The sequence below is a fragment of the Paenibacillus sp. FSL L8-0638 genome, from assembly GCF_038593075.1.
In the GTDB taxonomy this organism is placed as follows: Bacteria; Bacillota; Bacilli; order Paenibacillales; family Paenibacillaceae; genus Paenibacillus; species Paenibacillus polymyxa_D.
In genome coordinates, this window is record NZ_CP151960.1 from 1,023,414 (window position 1) to 1,045,155 (window position 21,742).

The 21,742-nt window shown below is 47.6% G+C and carries 14 protein-coding genes and 1 riboswitch; all 14 genes read left to right on the plus strand.

Going from position 1 to position 21,742, the window contains the following annotated elements:
* Positions 1 to 20: 20 nt before the first annotated feature.
* Entirely contained in the window at positions 21 to 1,475 is a 1,455-nt protein-coding gene (locus MKY35_RS04610; protein ID WP_342445728.1) for a 3' terminal RNA ribose 2'-O-methyltransferase Hen1, read from the plus strand.
* Positions 1,472 to 4,081: a polynucleotide kinase-phosphatase gene (locus tag MKY35_RS04615; protein ID WP_342445729.1), complete on the plus strand. Its 2,610-nt coding sequence runs from the start codon at positions 1,472 to 1,474 to the stop codon at positions 4,079 to 4,081. The genes MKY35_RS04610 and MKY35_RS04615 overlap by 4 nt, the downstream gene beginning before the upstream one ends.
* Positions 4,082 to 4,101: 20 nt before the next feature.
* Positions 4,102 to 4,899: a TatD family hydrolase gene (locus MKY35_RS04620; protein ID WP_342445730.1), complete on the plus strand. Its 798-nt coding sequence runs from the start codon at positions 4,102 to 4,104 to the stop codon at positions 4,897 to 4,899.
* A 43-nt stretch (positions 4,900 to 4,942) separates the two neighbouring features.
* Positions 4,943 to 5,054: riboswitch (TPP riboswitch) on the plus strand.
* 255 nt (positions 5,055 to 5,309) lie between these two features.
* Entirely contained in the window at positions 5,310 to 5,906 is a 597-nt protein-coding gene (locus MKY35_RS04625; RefSeq protein WP_342445731.1) for an ECF transporter S component, read from the plus strand.
* Complete coding sequence (locus tag MKY35_RS04630; protein ID WP_342445732.1) at positions 5,906 to 7,357, plus strand: ABC transporter ATP-binding protein; 1,452 nt, start codon at positions 5,906 to 5,908, stop codon at positions 7,355 to 7,357. Before MKY35_RS04625 ends, MKY35_RS04630 begins: the two co-directional genes overlap by 1 nt.
* Positions 7,332 to 8,123, plus strand: a complete 792-nt coding sequence (locus tag MKY35_RS04635; protein WP_039272469.1) for an energy-coupling factor transporter transmembrane component T — start codon at positions 7,332 to 7,334, stop codon at positions 8,121 to 8,123. The genes MKY35_RS04630 and MKY35_RS04635 overlap by 26 nt, the downstream gene beginning before the upstream one ends.
* Positions 8,124 to 8,262: 139 nt before the next feature.
* Positions 8,263 to 8,988: an ATP-binding cassette domain-containing protein gene (locus MKY35_RS04640; RefSeq protein WP_322252489.1), complete on the plus strand. Its 726-nt coding sequence runs from the start codon at positions 8,263 to 8,265 to the stop codon at positions 8,986 to 8,988.
* A complete protein-coding gene (locus MKY35_RS04645; RefSeq protein WP_342445733.1) occupies positions 8,981 to 9,652 on the plus strand; it encodes a methionine ABC transporter permease in 672 nt (223 codons plus the stop codon). Before MKY35_RS04640 ends, MKY35_RS04645 begins: the two co-directional genes overlap by 8 nt.
* 201 nt (positions 9,653 to 9,853) lie before the next feature.
* Complete coding sequence (locus tag MKY35_RS04650) at positions 9,854 to 10,711, plus strand: MetQ/NlpA family ABC transporter substrate-binding protein (RefSeq protein ID WP_039272474.1); 858 nt, start codon at positions 9,854 to 9,856, stop codon at positions 10,709 to 10,711.
* A gap of 344 nt (positions 10,712 to 11,055) precedes the next feature.
* The gene (locus MKY35_RS04655; RefSeq protein WP_069012920.1) at positions 11,056 to 11,475 is read left to right on the plus strand and encodes a hypothetical protein; all 420 of its coding nucleotides are present in this window, start codon (positions 11,056 to 11,058) and stop codon (positions 11,473 to 11,475) included.
* Positions 11,476 to 11,490: 15 nt separating this feature from the next.
* Positions 11,491 to 16,458, plus strand: coding sequence for a DUF4132 domain-containing protein (locus tag MKY35_RS04660; protein WP_342445734.1), 4,968 nt, complete (start codon positions 11,491 to 11,493; stop codon positions 16,456 to 16,458).
* 230 nt (positions 16,459 to 16,688) lie between these two features.
* A complete protein-coding gene (locus MKY35_RS04665; RefSeq protein ID WP_342445735.1) occupies positions 16,689 to 17,183 on the plus strand; it encodes a GNAT family N-acetyltransferase in 495 nt (164 codons plus the stop codon).
* Between the two features lie 200 nt (positions 17,184 to 17,383).
* Positions 17,384 to 18,367 carry a Gfo/Idh/MocA family oxidoreductase gene (locus MKY35_RS04670; RefSeq protein ID WP_342445736.1) on the plus strand — a complete coding sequence of 328 codons (984 nt, stop codon included), beginning with the start codon at positions 17,384 to 17,386 and terminating at the stop codon, positions 18,365 to 18,367.
* Positions 18,368 to 18,856: 489 nt separating this feature from the next.
* On the plus strand, positions 18,857 to 21,586 hold the full coding sequence (locus MKY35_RS04675) for a glycoside hydrolase family 3 C-terminal domain-containing protein (RefSeq protein WP_342445737.1): 2,730 nt from the start codon (positions 18,857 to 18,859) through the stop codon (positions 21,584 to 21,586).
* The last annotated feature ends 156 nt before the right edge of the window (positions 21,587 to 21,742 follow it).

A 21,742-nucleotide genomic window follows, 5' to 3' on the forward strand; every position in this document is an offset into this window, starting at 1 on the left:
CTGGGAAGGAGAAGTGGAGTATGCACATCACGCTAAAAGCAACCGGAACCCATGCAGGGATGATTTCGCATTTGCTTGCTAAGAATCCTTACAATACGTATGATCGCACAGAAAAAGGCGCACGTGTACGCATGGTGTACACCGTTTTTACCGAGGAAGAGGCTGAGATCGTCATTCAGGCTTCGCCAGATTCGATTGATTTGGTCAAAAACAGTCCAGACAGCTATGATATTACACAATATATTAATGACCGGGAGTTTGTAACCAGCAGCTTATTTTGCACCTATATTCGTGGCTCGCTTGGCACGGCCCTGAACGGCAAACCCAAGGAAGACTATGCAGGATGGGTGACGCACCCTTTTGCGCTGGAGTTATCGTTTGGGCCCGTTGCTTCGGATTTGCCGGATGCTGTGGTGGAGGGACTATTTGCTCCGCTGGGCTATCAAGTGGCTATTGAACGAGGTGAAGCGGACTATTCTTTTCAGCTGAAAAATCGAAGCACCGTCAGATATGTCACGTTAAGTGGTCATCAGACGGTGCAGTATGCGTTGCGTCAGTTATTACTGTTGATTCCGGTGCTGGATAATTATAAGCACTACTACATTAGTGAAGAAGAGTTTGACAAGCTGAGACGTTACGGTGAGGGCTGGCTGCCAGAGCATCCACTACGCGAGCTTATCATTCGACGCACGCTTCGTTTTACCAATCTGATTGAGCAATTTGAGCAATCTGATTCTGCTAAAACAACAGGCACAAAAAAACATATTGAAAAGGATACTGTCCAAGCTCAAAAGGATAAGCACGAACAGATTCAACAGCCAGAACAGCCACAGGAAGAAGGGAAGCAACAGCCTACAGTACGGCTAAATGAGCTGCGATATCAAGCCATTATGGACGTAATTCGCAAGCTGCCTCACAGACAGAAAATCGTAGATTTTGGTTCAGGGGAAGGGAAGCTTTCGGCTCGGCTGGCTCGAATGACGGGCGTTGAAGAGATTTGGGCGGTGGAGCCGTCTGCGTATGCACAGGTGAGAGCCGTGGAGCGTTTTGCCAAGCTGGAAAGGCATGCCGACGCGATTAGCCCTACACCCATGCTGGGCTCTCTCTTTTATTATGATGAACAATTGCGGGGCAAAGATGTGATGATTCTATGTGAGGTCATTGAGCACGTGGATGAGCATCGTCTGAACCGGGTGATGAAGACGATTGTGACGGAGTATCAGCCGGGCGTGCTGATCGTGACGACTCCCAATCGTGAATATAATGAAGTGTATCGTATGAATCAGCAAGAGCTGCGGCATGGCGATCACCGTTTTGAATGGAGTAGAAGCGAGTTTCAGGAACGATGTGAGCAGTGGATTGCGGAAGCTCCTTATTCGGTAGCGCTGAAGGGGATCGGAGAAGAGGCCGAAGGCTTTGGACAACCGACCCAAATGGCTATATTTACGCGCAGAAAGGAGCAGAAGGAAACATGAGCAATTCATCCAAACGTACGATTCATTTACCGCATGCTGGACTGGTTGTGTTGGTGGGGGCCTCCAACAGTGGCAAAACCACATTATTGGACAGGCTGGTGAGCGAAGGGATTCTACTGGAGACAGAAGTGGTATCCTCGGATCATTTTCGCAAGCTGGTCGGAGATACGGAATTTATAGACTGGACTGGACTTCCAAGGCTGGAATCGGACGTACTGTTCTATGAGTATCAGCAGATATCAGCCAAGGCATTTGAGGCGATGGATACGATTTTGGCTATGCGCTGTCGCTTGAATAAACTGACGGTTGTGGATGCCACCCATTTGTATGCTGAGGACCGTCAAAAATATGTACAGCTGGCAGCCAAGGCGCATGTTCCTGTGATGGCCTTGGTACTGGATGTACCCGAGGCTGTGCTGCTGGAACGGGATTTAGGCAGGGAGCATCCGCGTGGCCGCCAACGGGTCAAGCAGCAGGCACAGCTGTTAAAGCGGAACCTGCGTGGTATCCGTGAGGAAGGCTTTAACGCTTGCTACATCCTTAAGAATGTAGAAGAAATGAACTTTGTTCGCCGTGCGCAGCCACTGTTTCATGAGATTGGCTCAGGTATTGACATCATTGGTGATATCCATGGGTGCTACCGTGAGATGCTGGAAGTGATAGAGCGGCTAGGATATACGGAAGATACGGAAGGACTATACTATCATCCAGATGGCAGAAGACTGGTATCTGTCGGGGATGTGATGAGCCGTGGCCCAGAATCGTTACAAGCGGTGCAGTTCTGGAAAAAGCACGTGGATGCCGGACTAGCGTATATGATTGACAGCAATCATGGCTGGAAAATCGGCCGTTACCTTGATGGGAGAAAGGTGACTCTCAGTTATGGGGATGAACGATTTGCAGAGGAACTGGCCCAGTATGAACAAAAAGCGGGCAAGGCAGCGGCGGAACAGCTTAGAAGCGAGTTAAGGGATTTTCTGCTACATGCACCCTCACATCTTATTTTTGGCAGGAATGGATTGCGACACGTGGTCGTGGCTCATGCCGGGATTAAGGATCATTTTATCGGCAAACAGTCGGCACGTATTTCTGATTACTGTCGTTATGGAGATACGGAAGGTCAGGATGCAGACGGAAAACCGATCCGCAAGGATTGGTTCGTAGACCATGAATCGGGAGAAATAGTAGTATGGGGACATGATCCGAGACCGCAGCCTACCCTTGTGAACCAGACGGTGAATATTGATCAGGGTGTGGTATTTGGCGGTATGCTGACCGCTTATCGTTATCCAGAAAAGGAATTTGTCAGCGTTTCGGCACATGAGAATTATGCGAATGATCCCGATAGTCCACTTGTCCGGTGGCAGAGAAAACGGTTTTCCCCGCCGAATTTACGCAAGCTCATCGCTGGTTACAGTGTACTGACGGAATCGTATGGCGAAGTGCGCGTTCAAGGAGAATCGGTCAAAACCGCTATAGATACCGTGTCACATGTGACAGTACCGATGGAGGAACTGGTGTACATTCCGCCGACGATGAGTCCTGCTCCCACGGTTTCTGCAGAGGAAGGATATCTGGAGCATCCGCGTGAGGCGCTGGCTTATTATCGCGGGCAAGGTGTACAAACGATGGTAGCGGAGAAAAAGCATATGGGTAGCCGGGCTATTTTGCTATTATTCAAAAACGAACAGGCCGCTGTCGAGTATGTAGGCTACCCGACATTGGGCACGATCTACAGTCGGAGCGGGAGAGCTTTCTTTGAACAAAGCCTTGGGAAGCAAGTGCTGGAAAAGCTGAATGTGGATCTACAGACGGCTGGATATTTTGAACGGAACCAGACGGATTTTGTGTTGCTGGATGCGGAAATTGTACCGTGGAATCTCAAGGCTCGGGAACTGATTGCTGCACAGTATGCCCATGTGGGGGAGGCAGCTCTGCTGGATCGCAGTAAGCTGATAGACAAGCTGAAGCAGGCGAAGGTTGCGGGCCGAGAGGTTGGAGACTGGTTGGAGGAAATGGAACAGAAGTACGCGAATGCCGTGACGTTTCAAGAGGCTTTTCAAAAATATTGCTGGGATGTGGACGGTCTGGATGAAATTCGTATCGCACCGTTTCATACGCTGGCACACAGCGGAAAGACTTTTTTCGACCATTCTCATATTTGGCATATGGAGCAAAACCGGGAGCTGGCTGGGCTGTCTTCCCTGTTTATGGAGACAGAGTATCGCGTGATCACGGACGAAGCAAGTGAGGAAGAGGTCATTCGTTGGTGGAACGAGATGACAGAGGATGGTCATGAGGGGATTGTGATCAAGCCGGAACGCTTTTTGATGAAAAATCGGGACAAGATGATTCAGCCTGCAATCAAGGTGAGAGGCCGGAAGTATTTGCACATCATTTACGGTATGGATTATCTTGCCCCTGAGAATTTAAAGCGTCTGAAGCAGCGTCGAACGAACAAAAAGGAGCGTCATGCCCTGATGGAAGGAGCGCTTGGTATGGAAGGCGTGGAACGTTTTGTCCGCAAGGATACGGTAGATCGTATTCATGAATGCGTCCTTGCCGCACTATCTCTGGAATCAGAGCCGATTGATCCAAGATTGTAGTTTGCGAGGGAGGGATTGAGATGGAAAGGGGTACACCGTTAATTGATATTGGTGTGAACTTGATGCATCGTTCGTTTCATGCAGATCGGGAACAGGTGGTAGAGAGAGCCGCGGCTGTAGGGATTTCACCGCTGATTATTACCGGGACCAGTGTCCGCAGCAGTCGGGAAGCTTCTCAGTATGCAGCGCGTTATCCGGGCAAGCTGTATGCGACAGCTGGCGTGCATCCCCATGATGCCAAAGACTGCAGTGCAGACACGATTCAGCAGCTCCGCCAGTTGGCGGGTCAGCCGCAGGTCGTATCCATAGGGGAATGCGGATTGGACTATAACCGTGATTTTTCGCCACGTGATGTGCAGCGCCGATGGTTTGGCGAGCAAATCCAACTGGCGGGTGAGCTGAAAATGCCGTTATTTCTGCATGAACGAGATGCACATGAGGACTTTGCCGCTATGCTGCGGGAGTATCAAGGGCTTGTCGATAAAGTGGTAGTGCATTGTTTTACCGGCACGGAACAGGAACTGCATACGTATGTAGAAATGGGACTGTATATCGGGATCACCGGCTGGATTTGCGACGAACGGCGTGGCAAACATCTGCGTGAGCTGGTTAGGGATATTCCGCTAGACCGGTTGATGATTGAAACGGATGCTCCATTTCTGACCCCGCGTAATCTGCCCGTGAAGCCCAAAGAAGGGCGTAATGAGCCGATGTATCTCGCTCACATCGCCGCTACGATTGCCGAGTGCACAGGCCGTAGCATGATGGAGATCGAAATTGCGACGACGGAAACGGCTAAGCGTTTCTTCGGATTATAGGATTGTCAAAGCCAAAAATGTGGTATATATTATAGTGAATTAAAAAAGCATTGTCGGGAGCTTGAGAAAGTCAGGCTGAGAGGGTGGCCCTTGCCACTGACCGTAAAATCTGATCTGGGTAATGCCAGCGTAGAGAAACCAAGAACACTATACAAGAATGCCGCTTGTTTTGCGGTTGTCGATAGATTCAATGCATGTCCTAGCATTTTACCTTGACCCTGACTTGGCTTAATATCAGTGTAGTAGCTTACACTACTGGTTATATAAGGCATCAAGGCATATCGACAAATGACGTTTTGTATGGTGCTTCACCTTTTACTGCGCATAAAGCTTGCCTGGAGATTCAGCTCCAGACAAGCTTTTTTTTATGGCCAAGAGGCCAACTATAAGGAAAAGGGGAGCACGCAATAATGAATACTACTGTAAGAGCGTCCAAAGGGTTGAAGCTGACTGATATTTTGGTCACGATTGTGATATCTGTTGTGTTCGGTTTGGTCTATAAAATATGGGGGCCTGCCTATGATTTGATGAAACCATTTGGGCTACACGCCGAGCAACTGATGTATGGCATGTGGTTTATGGCAGGCACGTTTGCTTATCTCATCATTCGCAAGCCGGGTGTTGCAATTTTGGCAGAGGTGGCAGCGGCAACGGTCAGTGCTTTTTTGGGAAGCGAATGGGGCATGTCCACTTTGTACTATGGCCTGCTGCAAGGCTTGGGAGCGGAGCTGTTTTTTGCGGCTTTTCTGTATCGGAACGCAAACCTGTGGGTTGCTTCGCTAGCTGCGGCTGGGGCGGCTGTCACTTCTCTGATTTTAGACTTCAGCTACGGGTATATTGATCAGCTATCGACTTGGAACTATGTTTTGTATATTGGATTTCGGATGATTGGCAGTATTGTGATTGCCGGGGTATTCGCGTTCTATCTGGCTAAGGCATTGGAGGTAACCGGAGTCACGCGAAGTTTGAGGCCTGCAACGGAACAAGATTATAAGGGGCTGGATTGATGAGCCGGGCAACCGAAGATGTGGTGGCTTCGATCACCCGGCTACGGTTGAAATTCCCCGGTGAGCAAGAGCTGCTTTTTCACAATATGTCTTTGTCTGTCCGCAAGGGGGAAAAGCTGCTGCTACTGGGACCGAGTGGATGCGGTAAATCAACACTGCTCCAAGTGTTAAGCGGTCTGATTCCACGCACGATAGAAGTGCCTATGAAATGCGATGCTGCTGTAATCCCAAGTGTCTCAGGTATTGTATTTCAAGATCCTGATACGCAGTTCTGTATGTCATATGCAGATGAGGAACTGGCTTTTGTGTTGGAAAATAATCAGGTTCCCCGGGAGCAGATGCGATCCCGTATTCGCGAGCTACTGATACAGGTTGGTCTATCGACGGATGATATACATATGCCCATTGGCAGTATGTCACAGGGAATGAAGCAGCGGCTGGCGATTGCGTCTGTGCTGGCTATGGAGCCAGAAGTGCTTTTTCTGGATGAGCCCACGGCTTTGTTGGACGAGGAAGGCACTACACAGGTGTGGGATACCATTCGCAACATTTCGGCAGACCAGACACTGGTGATCGTGGAACATAAAATTAATGAAATTGTCCATGATGTGGATCGGATTGTGGTGCTTTCTGCTCAAGGGGAGATCATTGCGGATGGAAGGGCCGAAGAAGTATTTCATGTGCACCGGCAGGCATTGTCCGAGTACGGCGTGTGGCATCCGGGAGTATGGAATGAATCGTCTTCGCCACGTTGGAGTGAAGCAGTGACACAGCAGAATGGTACGGGGACTGATGTGCTGGAGCTGGAACATTTTAGCGGCCTCCGCGGTTTAAGTTCAGTGATTTATGTGGAGCATGCGCAGGTGAAGCCTGGCGACTGGATTGGCGTGGTTGGTGAAAACGGGGCTGGCAAAAGCTCGCTGCTGCTCTCCATGATGCGCTTACTTCGCACACAGGGACGTTATAGCGTGCGCGGAATTGAGGCAGGCAGTACAGAACAACTGGCAGAGCGTATCGGGTTCGCGTTTCAAAATCCCGAGCTGCAATTTGTATCGCATACCGTACGAAAGGAACTAGAGTATTCGTTACCCAAGAGCTTGTATACCGTTGAACAGTGCCGGGAACGGGTCGATCGGATGCTCGTACAGTTCGGACTGGAGCGGCTGGACGAGCGTCATCCGTATCAGCTTTCGTTAGGCCAAAAAAGGCGGTTGAGTATTGCTACGGCTATGATTCGTGAGCCGGAAGTGCTGCTGCTCGATGAACCGACCTTTGGGCAGGATGCGCGTAATACCTTTGTCATGCTGGATATGTTGGAGCAGCTGAGAGCGGCGGGCACGGCCATTGTGATGGTCACCCATGACCCGGAAATTGTCCGTCGATATTGTACCGATACATGGCGGATTCAGAAAGGGGAACTACAGTATGAACCTGTCCTTTCCCCATCATAAAACATGGCTGCATCGCGTGAATCCGGGCCTAAAGCTCGTGATGTTTTCCATCCTGTTTGTGGTCGTTATAGTCATTCATGATCCGAATGTCATGTTTAATGTTGCGTGTGCTATGCTGTTGCTGCTTGTCTGGTCAGGCCATCCATGGAAGAGGCTGCTGCTATACGGGTCTCCCTTTATATTGGTGTTTATTTCAACTTCAACGGGCATGATGATGTTCGGCAAAGGGGTGACGACCTGGTGGACATGGGGCTTGATCCATGTGACGCAGGAAAGCTTTTACCGAGGCATGCATCTGGGCTTTCGTGCGCTGAGTATGGCTGCGGTAGGTTTGTTGTTTGGTTTAACGACTCGTCCAGTGGACCTTTTTTATTCACTGATGCAGCAATGGAAGCTCCCTCCGAAGTATGCATACAGCTTTTTGGCAGCCATGCGGTTGATGCCTATGATGGTGGAGGAATTCCAGGCATTGAGACAAGCCCACCGTATTCGAGGTTTACATCAGCATGTGTCCAAATGGAATATGTATGCCACGCTTCGCAGGTATGCGATTCCGCTACTCGCTCAAAGTATTCGGCGTGCCCAGCGCATTGCTATTGCTATGGAAGCCAAGGGTTTTACCAATGAAACCAAGCGAACGTATTATTATGCGATCGGCTATTCGGCTATAGATATTGTATTCATATTCTATTTTGTCGTCATGCTTACGCTGGCTTGGGGACTTGGGATTTGCTTTCCTTATGTAGGGGTGTGGGATGTACGTTAATTGTTGTCAAAAGGCTTTGCCCGTTTTCTGCTCTGTGGTATATTAATGCAATGGGAATTGACGGCTCGTACAGACCCGCCTGGGCTGGCGGGCTTATTACATTTTCCCTGAGAAATGGATCATCAGGAGGCCAGGTTTCATGATTACGCTGCATCAGGTAAGCAAGCATTATACCACCTCAAGCGGCCAATTTCATGCGGTTCAATCCGTGTCCCTTCAAGTGGAGGAGGGGGAAATCCACGGTATTATAGGTGCCAGCGGTGCCGGTAAGTCTACCTTGCTCCGGTTGATGAATGTATTGGAAAGGCCGGATGAGGGAAACGTGGTTGTGAACGGGGAAGATCTGACTCGCATGCCGGAAAAACGTCTCCGTGAAGCGCGGCGATCCATAGGGATGATTTTTCAGCATTATCATCTTGTTCACAATCGGACGGTCAGTGGAAATGTAGCAATGCCGTTGGAGCTGGCAGGTGTCGCGAAAAAAGAGAGAGCAGAACGTGTGCGCGAATGCCTGCAATTCGTCGGTTTAGCTGATAAAGCAGAACAGTATCCGGCACAATTGAGCGGAGGCCAAAAGCAACGTGTAGCGATAGCCAGAGCGCTGGCGAATCGACCTGCGGTGCTGCTGTGTGATGAGCCGACCTCGGCGCTTGATCCGCAGACGACCGCGGATATTCTGGGCGTGTTACGGGAGATCAACCGTGAACTGGGAGTTACCATTGTAATTGTAACGCACGATATGGACGTGGTACGCAACATTTGTACCCATGTATCAGAAATGCGGGATGGACAGCTGCTTTCCACGCAACGTGTAGCTGACGCTGCGGTAGGTTCAACAGCGAAAGCAGGTGAAGCTGATGAATGAAATGCTGAACATCATTGCGCAATATCAGTCTGAGATATGGAAAGCCATCGGAGAGACGTTTGTCATGGTAGGGATTTCCATCGCAGCAGCTGTACTGTTAGGGCTTCCGGCAGGAACGATTTTGTATTTGTGCGGCAAAGGGCAAAAATATGAAAATCGACTGCTGTTCACCCTATTGAACAGTGTGGTCAATGTCATCCGCTCGTTCCCGTTTTTGCTGCTCGTCGTGTTTATGATTCCATTTACACGTCTGGTCGTAGGGACGGCGCTGGGTACGATGGCTGCTACGGTTCCCTTGTCAGTGGTGGCCATCGCCTATTATTCGAGGCTGGTGGAGCAATCATTGCTTGAGGTGCCGAAGGGTGTAATTGAAGCCGCTACTTCTATGGGGGCATCCACTCTTCAGCTTATCTTCAAATTTCTGTACGTGGAAGCTCGTTCTGGGCTTGTACTGGGTTTGACCACGTCCACCATTAGCTTCATCTCCTACTCCACGGTGATGGGCATTGTGGGTGGCGGCGGGGTAGGCGATTTTGCCATCCGCTACGGTTACCAGCGTTTTGAAACAGGCTTGATGGCGTTCACCATCGTCGTCATGATTATTTTCGTACAAACGATCCAGTTCACCGGAAGCACCATATCCCGCCGGATCGACAAGCGGTAAATGGTTTATGAATCTCTTCATTAACACTTGCACCGCCCACTATGGGAAATAAAAATGACTTTACAGTGCCTTCAAAGCGGAGCGGGCAGAATTGTTCTGGAGAAGCGTCAGCGTTCGGAAGAACAATCTGCACGCGAAGCGGCTATGCTGTAACTCATTTTTATCTTCCCGATCACAACTAATTTGGAGGTTCCACATCGAATGAGTCGGAAAAACAACATGAAAACGAACTTGAAATTACTTACACTATTTGCTGTCGTTATGCTACTGGTTGCCGGATGCGGTGGTCAAAAGCAGGCTACACAAGAAACACAGTCTAAAGAAGCGACTTCCCAAAAAGAAGTGACCCTGAAAATAGCGACGCTCATCCCACCGATGACAGATGTGCTGGATATCGTGAAGCCGCTGCTTAAACAGGACGGAGTCAATCTGGAAATCGTCGTGCTTTCAGACAATATCCAACCGAACAACGCATTGGCAAGCCATGAAGTGGATGCTAACTTCTTTCAGCATGCTCCTTTTATGCAACAATATAATGAAAGCAACAAGTCTGATTTGGTAGCAATAAAACCAATTTACAACGCCATTTATGGTGCGTACTCCAAAAAATACAAGAACGTTAAAGACCTGCCCGAAGGTGCGACTATTGCCATTGCCAATGACCCGGCCAATACAGGACGTTCTTTGGTAATGATGGAGCAAAACGGTTTGATCAAGCTTAAAGAAGGCGTAGGCTATAATGCTACACAGGCTGATATTATTGAGAATAAGAAAAAGTTTGTGTTTAAGGAAGTGGATTTGTTGATGCTGGCGCGCTCACTGGATGATGTGGACATGGCTGCCATGTATCCCGCATATGCCAAGCCGCTCGGTCTGACACCGAAGAAGGACGCGCTGATTACCGAAAAAGATGATACACACTTTGCCATTAATCTGGTAGCGCGTAAGGATAATGCAGATTCCGATGCCATTCAAAAGCTGGCAAAGCGAATGACCGGACCGGAAGTGCGTAAATTTTTTGAGGACAATTACAAGGATAGCGTTGTTCCAGCATTTTAATTAAATAAGTATTGAAACATTATTTATGATGATATTTGACCTGTATAATGGAGTGAAGTCTGTGAAGAGCAGATGGTCTCCCTTGTGCAGGTTTTTTCTTTTTCATCCTTAATATGGATAAATTTCATCGAAATCAGGGTACAAAGTCTTATTTTTTAAGATTTTAGTGTATTACAGCATTATGAATTTTGGTCATAAAGGGTGATGGAGTAATGATAAGGAACCTATTAAAATAAATATACGAACAAACATTCGTTTTCGATTTTGTTAACGGTGTTTTAAATGGGTCAAAAAATTCAGCTGACAACGGGTCAAAAGCGTGAATAAAAAGGAAGGGGAACGACATGAAGCTGCTTGTAACTGTAAAAAGTCTGGGAAAACGCAAGCCCGCACTCGCACGACAGGAAATAGAGCTGAGTCCTGCTCCAGAAACATTGCGAGATTTGATTACTGCAACCGTTGCTTTGAATGTTCAAAAGCTGCGGGATAAGCAGGAGAGTGTCGCGCTGATTCCATTCCTCACGGGAGAGGAAGTTGAGGCACAAGGCGAGATAGGCAAAGTAGGATTCGGTTCCGTATATAATGATGGTGTCCCGGATATTAAGGATGCTGTGAACACAGCGATGCAGGCTTTTGAAGATGGTTTATACAGAGTTTTTGTGTGTGACGAGGAAACTATTGAACTGGATGCTCCTTTGGCACTTAAGGATGGGAATGAAATTGTATTTATACGCTTCACAATGCTGGCTGGAGGCCTATGGTAGAGGGGGAAATGAAATATGCATCAAGAGAACAATGAGCAAGAATATTTCACCACACTGAAGGAGCGCGCGGCGCAATTGGATGGACAACAACAGGAGTTGGCTCAGTATGTTGTGGAACTGAGTAAGCTTCATTACATACAGGAGAACGAGGAGCCATTTAACGAATGTCAGCGAATATTAAAAGAACGGGCGACAGAAAGCGGAGAACCGCTGTTTAAGCCACTGACAGAGGTATTGCGTGCTCTAATTGGACAAACAGCGGGCGATGTATTCGCACATCTAACAGAGCATGTGACTGAATATCCATACAGCACCGGGTATGCGCGAAAGCCGTTTCGTACTTCGGATATTACGGCCCATACTTCCCGCATTTATAAAAGAATGGTGCAGTTGATCCGAATGGACTGTATCGGATTCTCTATAATGGATTATTTAACGAAAAAAGATTATGAATCAGGTAGGGATTACCGGATTCAGGAAACGATTGGTGATTGGATTGCTTACGAGCTAGACAACGGCAATTCACAGGTGCTTGAGGCGCTAAAAGCTATTATTTATGGGGATAATCAGGCGGCGTTACTTACACGCAATATGATTAAAGGCATGCTCCTGAGTCATCAGGAGGAGAATTATCGCATGATCGGAGAGCTCCTGGCAGCTGCCAAACTCCAAGAGGGATTGCGCCAAAGTATTGTGGAACAAATGGATGAAGGAACCCCGGAGGCTCTAATATATCTGTTAAAGTTGATCATCGACCAAGGCTTCATTCGTTACAGCTCGGTAGTGCGGGCGTTTGCAGTATGGACGGGAATGGGCTTGGAATCCGCCAATCAACGGGTCGTTCGCCAACTGATCGAGCAGGCATATGAAGCATTGACTCGTAGTGAACTGCGCCAGGAATGGCTGACCAGCTCAAATGCTAATGAAGTGTATATGAGTTTGTGGGCTACCGCAGTACATGAGGAACGTGATCTGTATGGACAGGTTCGGAAACTCATGGAGCAGGGAGCAACTTACCAGAAGATCGTAGCACTGTATGTACTGTCTAACAGTGACAACAAGGATGTGCGCCTCGGAATTGCGAGAGAATATCTGGATGAAACAGATCCGGAGCTTCAATATTGGATTCTGACGAACTATACAAGCAATTATTTTTATGAATGGATAGAAGGCGGGACGGTCGCGGATCGGATCGTTAAAGTGGTGCGCACTCCTTTGCTGGAGAGCAAAGAGGAGCGGCGTAAGGATTTTGAACGACTTCATAACCTGTTTGTACATATAAAAAAGGGTGAGTCCACCGAGCCCTCCAAGGTGCTAAATTTTGTAAATCTGTATCACCGCTCAGATGCACCTATTCAAAAAATGCTATATCTCGCTGGCTATGATATGGACGCTTCTTGGATTGGGGAAATCATAGCCTTAAAGGAACAGATTAGCCCTAATCTGCGTGGCGAACTGTTGAACCATTTTGTGCAAAATCCTGAGGATACGGTACAGCGTGATTTTATTTTTTCCAGTTTGTCGGACAAAAGTATGAGTATCCGTGAGTTCGCTGTGGCCAAGGCGCGTAAGCTGACGCTGTCGGAACCAGAAATGCAACAAATGGAAGCCTTACTAAAGCTCAAGACGGGCTCATTGCGACAAAGTGTCATTGGTGTGTTGCTCTCACAATCGGAAGAGCCGCTCGCTGGCTCATTGGAACGCTTGCTGCGTGCTAAGGCGGAGCTGCAACGATTGGGTGGACTGGAGGTATTGACGAAGATATATGCAGACCCGGATCGTGCCGAACAGTATGAAAACCTGCGGGCTTTGGCGGATATCATACAGCAACCTACCGCCAAAGAGGAGCAACTGCTGTCCAAACTGGGACAGGAGGATGCTTATACAGGGTCTAACGGTTTTGGCCTATACGATCCGAATGTCAAGGAAGCTTGGTTGGAAGAGAAAGTGGATCTGGATGATTTTAGATTGGCCGATGTTTTTGTTAGTCCATTGGAGAAGCTCAAGCAGTTTTTGACTGGACTGGATGAGCTTGTTCATCATCATCGTGATGTGGAATATGCAGCGGAATATTATTCGGGCTACAAAGATACATTGCTTATTGGGACGAACCTTCGCCCTCTACGGCTGGTTCAGGTCGATGAAGAAGTAGATTCCAGGCTGTCTTTATATCCTCTTTATGAGGAGTGGGACCGTTATTTGCAGGAAAGCGGCATAGAAGCACGTGAACTGCTGGAGCTTGTTTTTTATGACCGATTGGAGCCTATGGACCGAACGCTGGATCGCTACTATCGATACTTTTCTTTTAACATGGACTATTCAGAGCTAAGCAAGCACAAGCTGCTGGAAGGATGGCGTAAAGATTTCGCCGAGCAAATGTATCCTGTGGATCGGATTAACGAGATTCAGAAGTGGATGGCAGAGCTGACCTATTCCGATCAGGTAAGCACATTAATCAATGCTTATTTTATGGACACAGCCGGAGCTGAAACATTTGACGTAATCGACCTTGCTTTAAATTCACTAATGCAGTGCGTGCCTAAGGACAGACCAGCAGAGGATTTGGGAATGCTCCATCTATTGTCCGGCCCGTGGGTGGCGCTGGAGAAGGGGCAGGTTCATGATGATGAGTCCTTTAAGCGTTTTTTCCATACCTTTGTGAACTACGCAGAACTGCCAGGAGCGGAAAATCGTTTTTACTCTCCGCTGGATCTGGAGGATTATTTCAAAGCCTATGAAAAAGGGTTGATTGGTGTAGGTGAAGTATATCGGGAACTGCTGGCCGGTAGTGAAAGCAGAAGACATATGAGTACCTTAACCAATGTCCGCAATACATGGATTTCTAGCAACCCGGAATTTTTGGAGATACGCCGTACGGTTATTGATCGACTGTTAGAGGTTGAATTGGTTCGAGGCGATTTGCCTACCGAGGCTACGCCAAAGGTTATGGGCTTGAACCGAATTGAAGGCATGGATTATTTTATCCGTATTCTGGAGGGTCTCGACAAGGAAACATTCGTGCGTGGTTATGTGTACGGTTACGGTGATCGTATTACCAAAAAGGAATCGTTCAGTCACTTGCTCAAGGCATGTTATCCGAGTGATGGCGAGGATGCCACGTTGCTCAAGGAAAAGTTAAAGGACACTAAAATTACAGATAAACGTCTGCTGGAGGCGGCAATGTATGCCCCGCAGTGGATTGAGATTGTAGCGGGTTATCTCGGATGGGAAGGACTTCGCAGTGCGGCATGGTATTTCCATGCGCATATCAATGAAGGTTTTTCGGCCGAGAAGGAAACGATTGTAGCTCATTACTCGCCGATTGCTCCGCAAGATTTTAATGATGGTGCCTTCGATATTAACTGGTTTCATGAGGCTTACGAGACGTTGGGCGAGGAACGTTTTGATCTGCTGTACGATTGTGCCAAGTATATTTCGGCTGGAGCCAATCATCGTCGATCCCAGTTGTTTGCGGATGCGACGCTGGGTAAGCTCAAACGGAGTGAAATGGAAAAATCAGTGGAAGACAAGCGAAACAAAGACCATTTGCTGACCTACAGTTTGATTCCACTTGCTCAGCCACCTGAACCAGATGTACGCGAACGTTATGATTTTATCCAGAGGTTTCTGGAACAAAGCAAAAAATTTGGGGCACAGCGTAAGGCCAGTGAGGCACTGGTTTCGCGGATTGCGCTCGGGAATTTGGCGCGTAACGCAGGTTATGATGACGTAACCCGTCTCGTCTGGGACATGGAGGCTCGCAAGCTGGATGATCTCCGGTCTTATTTCGAGCCCCATGACTTGGACGAGGCTACAATGGTGCAGCTCGTCATTGATGATGAAGGAGCGGCAGATATTGAAATTGTCAGCAAAGGCAAGACGCTGAAATCCATTCCGGCTCGTTTCAAGAAGGATGAGTATATTACGGCATTGAAGGAGCTTAAAGGAGATCTGGTGGATCAGTATCGCAGAGCTCGGAAGGAATTGGAGCGCTCTATGGAGTCTGGCACGACCTTTATGGTGAAGGAATTGAGAGGATTGCTGGGTAATCCTGTGCTTGCTCCGTTGGTGCGGACACTGGTTTTCAAGGCTGGCGAGCACCTCGGATATTTTAATGGGGATACGTTGTTGTTGACTGATCCTTCTGCTGAACAGCATTCTATAGGAGAAGAGGATAAGCTGATTATCGCTCACCCCCTTCACTTGTTCGAAAGTGGCCGTTGGAGCGACTTCCAGAAGGACTTATTCGACCGTCAGATACGCCAGCCATTTAAGCAGGTGTTCCGTGAGCTGTACCTGCTGAATGCTGATGAACGTGCCAACGCGACCGTTTCCCGTCGATATGCGGGACACCAGGTACAGCCGAATAAGACGGTATCCCTATTGAAAGGTCGCCAATGGACGGTCAGCTATGAGGATGGACTCCAGAAGGTGTACTATGCTGAGAATCTGATTGCCAACCTGTATGCCATGGCGGACTGGTTCTCACCAGCAGATACCGAGGCTCCTACGCTGGAGACCGTGCAGTTCTTTGATCGGACAACGTATAAGAGCGTACCGTTGGACGAAGTTCCTCCTGTTCTGTTCTCCGAAGTTATGCGGGACGTGGATCTGGTCGTCAGTGTTGCCCATGTAGGCGGCGTTGATCCAGAGGCCAGTCTGACGACGATTGAAATGCGTAGGGTCATTGTGCAGGAATCACTTCGCCTGCTGAAAATTAGCAATGTACGTGTGGATGGGAATTATGCACGTGTAGATGGGACTCTTGGCGAATATGCTGTGCATTTGGGAAGCGGGGGTGTCTATAAGCAAGCGAAGGGAGCGCTGCATATTATTCCGGTGCATTCGCAGCATCGTGGACGCATCTTCCTGCCGTTTCTGGACGAAGACCCAAGAACAGCCGAGATTTTATCCAAAATAGTGTTGTTGGCCGAGGATCAGAAGATCAAGGACCCGCAAATTCTTACACAGCTTCAAGCGTAGAATAGAATTCTGATGTATATAGATTTATAATGAACTCAACGTTCGCATCTAGACAATGGTTTCAAATCCTCGACTGTGTAGGTGGAAACTTAGTTTAGTTGCGGAGGTTGAGTTATTTAATATTGAGCGTTTATCAAGCACGAATAAGGAGATATGGGTAATATTTTAGGTTCTGTGGTTTGATGGAAATCTAACAGTATAACAATTGACGATCATAGGAGAACATAACGATGTTTAAAAGTATCTTTCTAAAAGAGTACTCAACCGAGTATCAATCACAAGTTGTCGATTTAATTTTACATATTCAAAAAGATGAATATAATATCGCCATAACCAAAGAAGATCAGCCAGATTTGCTTGATATTGAAAACTTTTATCAGCGTGGCAACGGCAACTTCTGGGTGGCTCTTCGTGAAGGAACCGTAATAGGGACTATAGCTTTGTTAGATATTGGGAATCGTAAGACAGCACTTAGAAAGATGTTTGTAAAACAAAATTATAGAGGTAAAACATTCAATATTTCGAATCAATTATTGCATCATGCCATAGGATGGGCTAAGGAAAGGTCTATTGAAGAAATCTATCTTGGAACAACACCACAATTCGTAGCAGCTCATCGATTTTATGAGAAGAATGGATTTGTTAGTGTAGATACAGGAGAATTGCCGATTGGTTTTCCAGTCATGAAAGTGGATAAAAAGTTTTACAGATACATTATTCAATAAAATGATCCTGAACCAAGACGATGCTGAGGGAAATTCCAGTTCAAAATGTGTGACTTAGTGGCCGCCGTGTCGTCTTGCTGCCAAGCCGCAATATAAACTATCGCTGAGCAGGAATTTCTTTTGTTTAGGACAGGCGTTTGCTAGAATAAAAGGGTATGTTGTAAGTCAACGTTAACCAAATTGCTGGGAGGGACACAAGTATGAGCAAAAAGATTAAATGGGGAATTGTCGGCACAGGCTGGATTTCGGATCAATTTGTGGCGGATTTGGCGCATGTTACGAATGGAGAAGGGTATGCCGTTGGATCACGTACTATTGAAAGCGCTACCGAATTTGCAGCTAAGCATCAAATATCACGAGCTTACGGGAGCTATGAGGAATTAGCACAAGATCCCGAGGTAGATGCTATTTACGTAGGGACTCCTCATCCTTTTCATAAAGAAAATGTTCTGACGGCTCTTCGGGCGGGCAAAGCGGTCTTGTGTGAGAAACCCTTCACCGTCAATAGCAAAGAATTGGAGGAACTAATCGGCTTTGCACGTGAGCGTAAGCTATTCCTGATGGAAGCAATGTGGACACGTTTTTTGCCTCCGATTCGCCAAGTGCAGGAGTGGATACATGCGGGACACATTGGCGAGGTAAAGCTGGTTAAGGCAGAATTTGGTTTTCGGGTAGATTGGAACCCGGAGGGCCGGCTTTTGAACCTTGATCTGGGCGGAGGTGCTCTGTTAGATGCAGGAATTTATCCGGTTTCTTTTGCTTCAATGGTCTTCGGTCCTGAACCTGAGCATGTATGGAGCACTGCTCATATCGGGGAGACAGGCGTTGACGAGACATTTTCGATCTTGCTGGATTATGGACAAGGACGCACGGCTATGCTTAACGGGGCAGTCCGTCTCGGATTGACGAATGAGGCATACATCCATGGAACCAAGGGCTATATTCACATTCCGTCATTCCTAAACAGCACATCGGCTACTTTAGTTGTGGACGGTGAAGAGGCACAACACTTTCAGGATGACCGATCCTCTACAGGCTATGCCTTTGAAGCAGAAGAAGTCGGGCGTTGCTTAAACGAAGGTTTGCTCGAAAGTTCTACTATTTCTTTAGACGAATCATTAGGAATTATGAAACTGATGGATCAGATTCGTTCACAGTGGGGGCTTCGGTATCCATTTGAATAATCGCATTCATTCCAGGGACCTTTCAGGTTCTCTGGAATTTTTTTGTTTGTGAGCGTTATTTTTGTATACATAAGTCTTTCCAATTCCCAAATAGCGACTTTGGTCGCACGCTAGGTAACGCCATATGAGTAAATCTAGAGTGGGACATATGAATCATTTTTTGTGATTTAAATTAGTTAAAAAACCGTCATTAAAAAGTTACAAAAGTGTAATTTATTCATCGGTTAACTGAATTGTGAACGCTCTCTTTTTATGAAAAAGAATGAAGGTCCTAGTATTTAATTTCCAAAAACTTTCAATGAAATTTCCGAAAATGTGCGGTAGGGTGGTAAACGTGTCACTTGAGCCATTGCGGCTTTTGCTGACTTGCTTGCTTATCCCGTGGCTCTGGATTCTTGTCGGAGCTCGCAGGATCGAGAGCCTTTGCAAGCCTGTGAGCGTTGAATAGTCATTCACCTCATGACCTAACATCAAGGAGGAATTACAAACGTGAAAGTGAAATCAACATGGTTGTTCCGTATGGTGATGATGACAGTGATCGCGGCTGTCGTGATCGGACCTATGAATATTGCAGGAGCGGCAGGAAGCCGGACAGATCGGCCTTGGATGAACACGAGCCTGTCGGCTGAGAAACGGACAGCGCTGCTGCTACAGGAAATGACGCTGGAAGAAAAAATAGATTTGGTGACTGGCAAGGTCAACAATTACTATGGATTCTATAATAATTCGATGGAGCGGTTGGGCATTCCGGCGCTGACGATGGCAGATGGACCTGCAGGTATACGTATCGCTAATCCGGATGTGCAGGACAAGCAATCGACTGCGTTGCCTGCTCCAATTGCGCTGGCTGCAACGTGGGATACCCAAGCTGCCAAACAGTATGGGGATTTGCTCGGAGACGAGGCTTTTAATACAACTCATAATGTGGTGCTTGGACCCGGGATGGATATTGCCCGTATTCCATGGGGATCGCGAAACTTTGAATCTATGGGCGAAGACCCGCTACTGCAATCGCAAATGGCGACCGCTTATGTCAAAGGTATACAAAGTCATCCTGTTCTGGCGACTGCCAAACATTACCTTATGAATAATCAGGAGACAGAGCGTTTCACAACAAATGTCAAAGTCAGTGACCGTGCGCTGCATGAAATTTACATACGTCCGTTTCAGGAGGCTATTGCCAAAGCAGACTTGGGCGGAGCTATGTGCTCCTTTAACAAGGTCAATGGCGAATCGGCATGTGAGAACAAGACCATCATGACAGATCTCTTGAAAAAGGAAATGCAATTCAAGGGCTTCGTGATGAGTGATTACGGCGCGAACCTGAGTACAGTCGAATCGGCAAATAGTGGCTTGGATCTGGAAACACCGGGGACTCCTTATGGAAAATGGGGAGATCAGCTGCTGGCTGCTGTCAAGAATGGTAAGGTAAGTGAAAAAACGATTGATGATAAGGCTGGGCGCATTCTGGTGCAAATGTTCAGCAAAGGTTTATTTGATCACCCGGCTCAAAATAACCAAATTGATGCCCGTGACCATGGCAAGACAGCCCGTCAATTGGCTGAGGAAAGTATGGTACTGCTTCAAAATAAAAACAATGCATTGCCATTGTCTAAAGATAAACTCAAGTCTATTGCTGTAATTGGCCCCGATGCAGATAACGGCACTGTGGCAGGCGGAGGCAGTTCGCTGGTGAATCCGACGTATACCGTGAGTCCGTTAGAGGGCATCCGCAATCGTGTCGGCAAAGGAGTTACCGTCCAATATGCACCGGGTACAGACCCGATCTCTGCAGGAGACATTATGCCAGGTCCATCGGCTGTTCCGTCTTCACTGCTGACTACATCTGATGAGAAAGAGGATATCAGTGTTGGATATGCGACTTATGGAGATGGCGAACAGGGGCTTCGAGGCGAATACTGGAAGAATAACAAGATGGAAGGCAATCCGATTCTTGTACGCAATGATGACCAAGTCAATATGAACCTTGGATTTTATAATTATCAGGGCTTCAATGCGAAGTCCCCTAAAGTTCCAAATACACCAACGACACTGAACGGCTTGATATCTGCACGCTGGACAGGGGCAATTGCAGCTCCCAAGGATGGTGACTATGCATTGTCATTAACCAGTTTGGGATCAAGCAAGCTGTATCTCGACGATAAGCTTTTCGTGGACAATCAAGGTGAAAAGCTGGGCACTACGAAGAAAAACATCTCCCTTAAAGCGGGTGAAAAGCACAAGATACGTATTGAATACCGCGCTGATTATCCGACCAATGGTCGGGATTCCGGTGGTATGGTTCGTCTGGGCTGGGAACCTCCGGCAGATACGTCAGATAAGCTGATTGACAACGCTGTGAAATTGGCGAAAAAATCGGATGTTGCGATTGTTGTTACGCGCACGTATGAGAGTGAGGGATATGTTGAGCGTTCCGATATGGAGCTCCCGAATAATCAGGATCGGCTGATCCGTGCGGTTGCGGCTGTAAATCCGAAAACCATTGTCGTACAAATGAGCGGTAGAGCCGTGCAAATGGATACATGGCAGGACAAAGTCCCTTCCATCGTACAAGCATGGTTTGCTGGACAAGAGCAAGGGAATGCTATAGCGCGCGTCTTATTTGGAGATGTAAATCCTTCGGGCAAATTGCCGGTAACCTTCCCAGTTAACGAGCAGTCTACACCTGTATCCTCACCAGAGAAGTTTCCGGGTGTGAACGGTATAGGTGACTATTCAGATGGTATTTTTGTAGGCTATCGTGGGTATGAGAAATCGGGTATTCAACCGGCGTTCTCCTTTGGACACGGTTTATCCTATACGACATTCGGATATAGCGATCTGAAAACCAAACAGCATGCGAGTGGAAAAAAATCCGATCGTATGAGTTCCGTAGAAGTTTCGCTCAAATTGAAGAACACCGGCAAAACAGCCGGAGCTGAGGTTGTACAGGTGTACAGCGGTAAGCTTCCGACAAATGTAGAGACTCCATCCCGTCAACTGGCAGGCTGGTCCAAGGTAGAATTGAAGCCGGGTCAAGAGAAGAGGGTTCGCATTGAGCTCGACCCGAAAGCTTTCTCTTATTGGGATGAAAAGTCCAAAGCATGGGTTATGCCGGCGGGTGAAGTGCCCATTTATGTGGGCAGTTCCTCTCAGGATTTACGACTGACAGGAAGTGTTACGATTCCGGCTACCTCTACAGCAAAGGCAAAAAAGTAAATCCCGTTACATTTGTTTTAAAATGGTTATATTCAAGAGAGCACGGGCACAAGCACCGGCTCTCTTTTTGCTATCGGTATGTACACGTCCAACAGGTATGCAAAGGGAAACCCAAGTGAAAGCTGAAATAGTAGAGAGAGTGGGGACAGGCTAGTG

What these genes read in the sequence shown, in the direction of transcription:
- MKY35_RS04640 (WP_322252489.1), top strand. Translation starts at nt 8,263, where the DNA reads ATGATTACGCTGCATCAGGTAAGCAAGCATTATACCACCTCAAGCGGC.
- MKY35_RS04655 (WP_069012920.1), top strand. Translation starts at nt 11,056, where the DNA reads ATGAAGCTGCTTGTAACTGTAAAAAGTCTGGGAAAACGCAAGCCCGCA.
- MKY35_RS04645 (WP_342445733.1), top strand. Translation starts at nt 8,981, where the DNA reads ATGAATGAAATGCTGAACATCATTGCGCAATATCAGTCTGAGATATGG.
- MKY35_RS04660 (WP_342445734.1), top strand. Translation starts at nt 11,491, where the DNA reads ATGCATCAAGAGAACAATGAGCAAGAATATTTCACCACACTGAAGGAG.
- MKY35_RS04670 (WP_342445736.1), top strand. Translation starts at nt 17,384, where the DNA reads ATGAGCAAAAAGATTAAATGGGGAATTGTCGGCACAGGCTGGATTTCG.
- MKY35_RS04615 (WP_342445729.1), top strand. Translation starts at nt 1,472, where the DNA reads ATGAGCAATTCATCCAAACGTACGATTCATTTACCGCATGCTGGACTG.
- MKY35_RS04625 (WP_342445731.1), top strand. Translation starts at nt 5,310, where the DNA reads ATGAATACTACTGTAAGAGCGTCCAAAGGGTTGAAGCTGACTGATATT.
- MKY35_RS04620 (WP_342445730.1), top strand. Translation starts at nt 4,102, where the DNA reads ATGGAAAGGGGTACACCGTTAATTGATATTGGTGTGAACTTGATGCAT.
- MKY35_RS04635 (WP_039272469.1), top strand. Translation starts at nt 7,332, where the DNA reads ATGAACCTGTCCTTTCCCCATCATAAAACATGGCTGCATCGCGTGAAT.
- MKY35_RS04665 (WP_342445735.1), top strand. Translation starts at nt 16,689, where the DNA reads ATGTTTAAAAGTATCTTTCTAAAAGAGTACTCAACCGAGTATCAATCA.
- MKY35_RS04610 (WP_342445728.1), top strand. Translation starts at nt 21, where the DNA reads ATGCACATCACGCTAAAAGCAACCGGAACCCATGCAGGGATGATTTCG.
- MKY35_RS04630 (WP_342445732.1), top strand. Translation starts at nt 5,906, where the DNA reads ATGAGCCGGGCAACCGAAGATGTGGTGGCTTCGATCACCCGGCTACGG.
- MKY35_RS04650 (WP_039272474.1), top strand. Translation starts at nt 9,854, where the DNA reads ATGAGTCGGAAAAACAACATGAAAACGAACTTGAAATTACTTACACTA.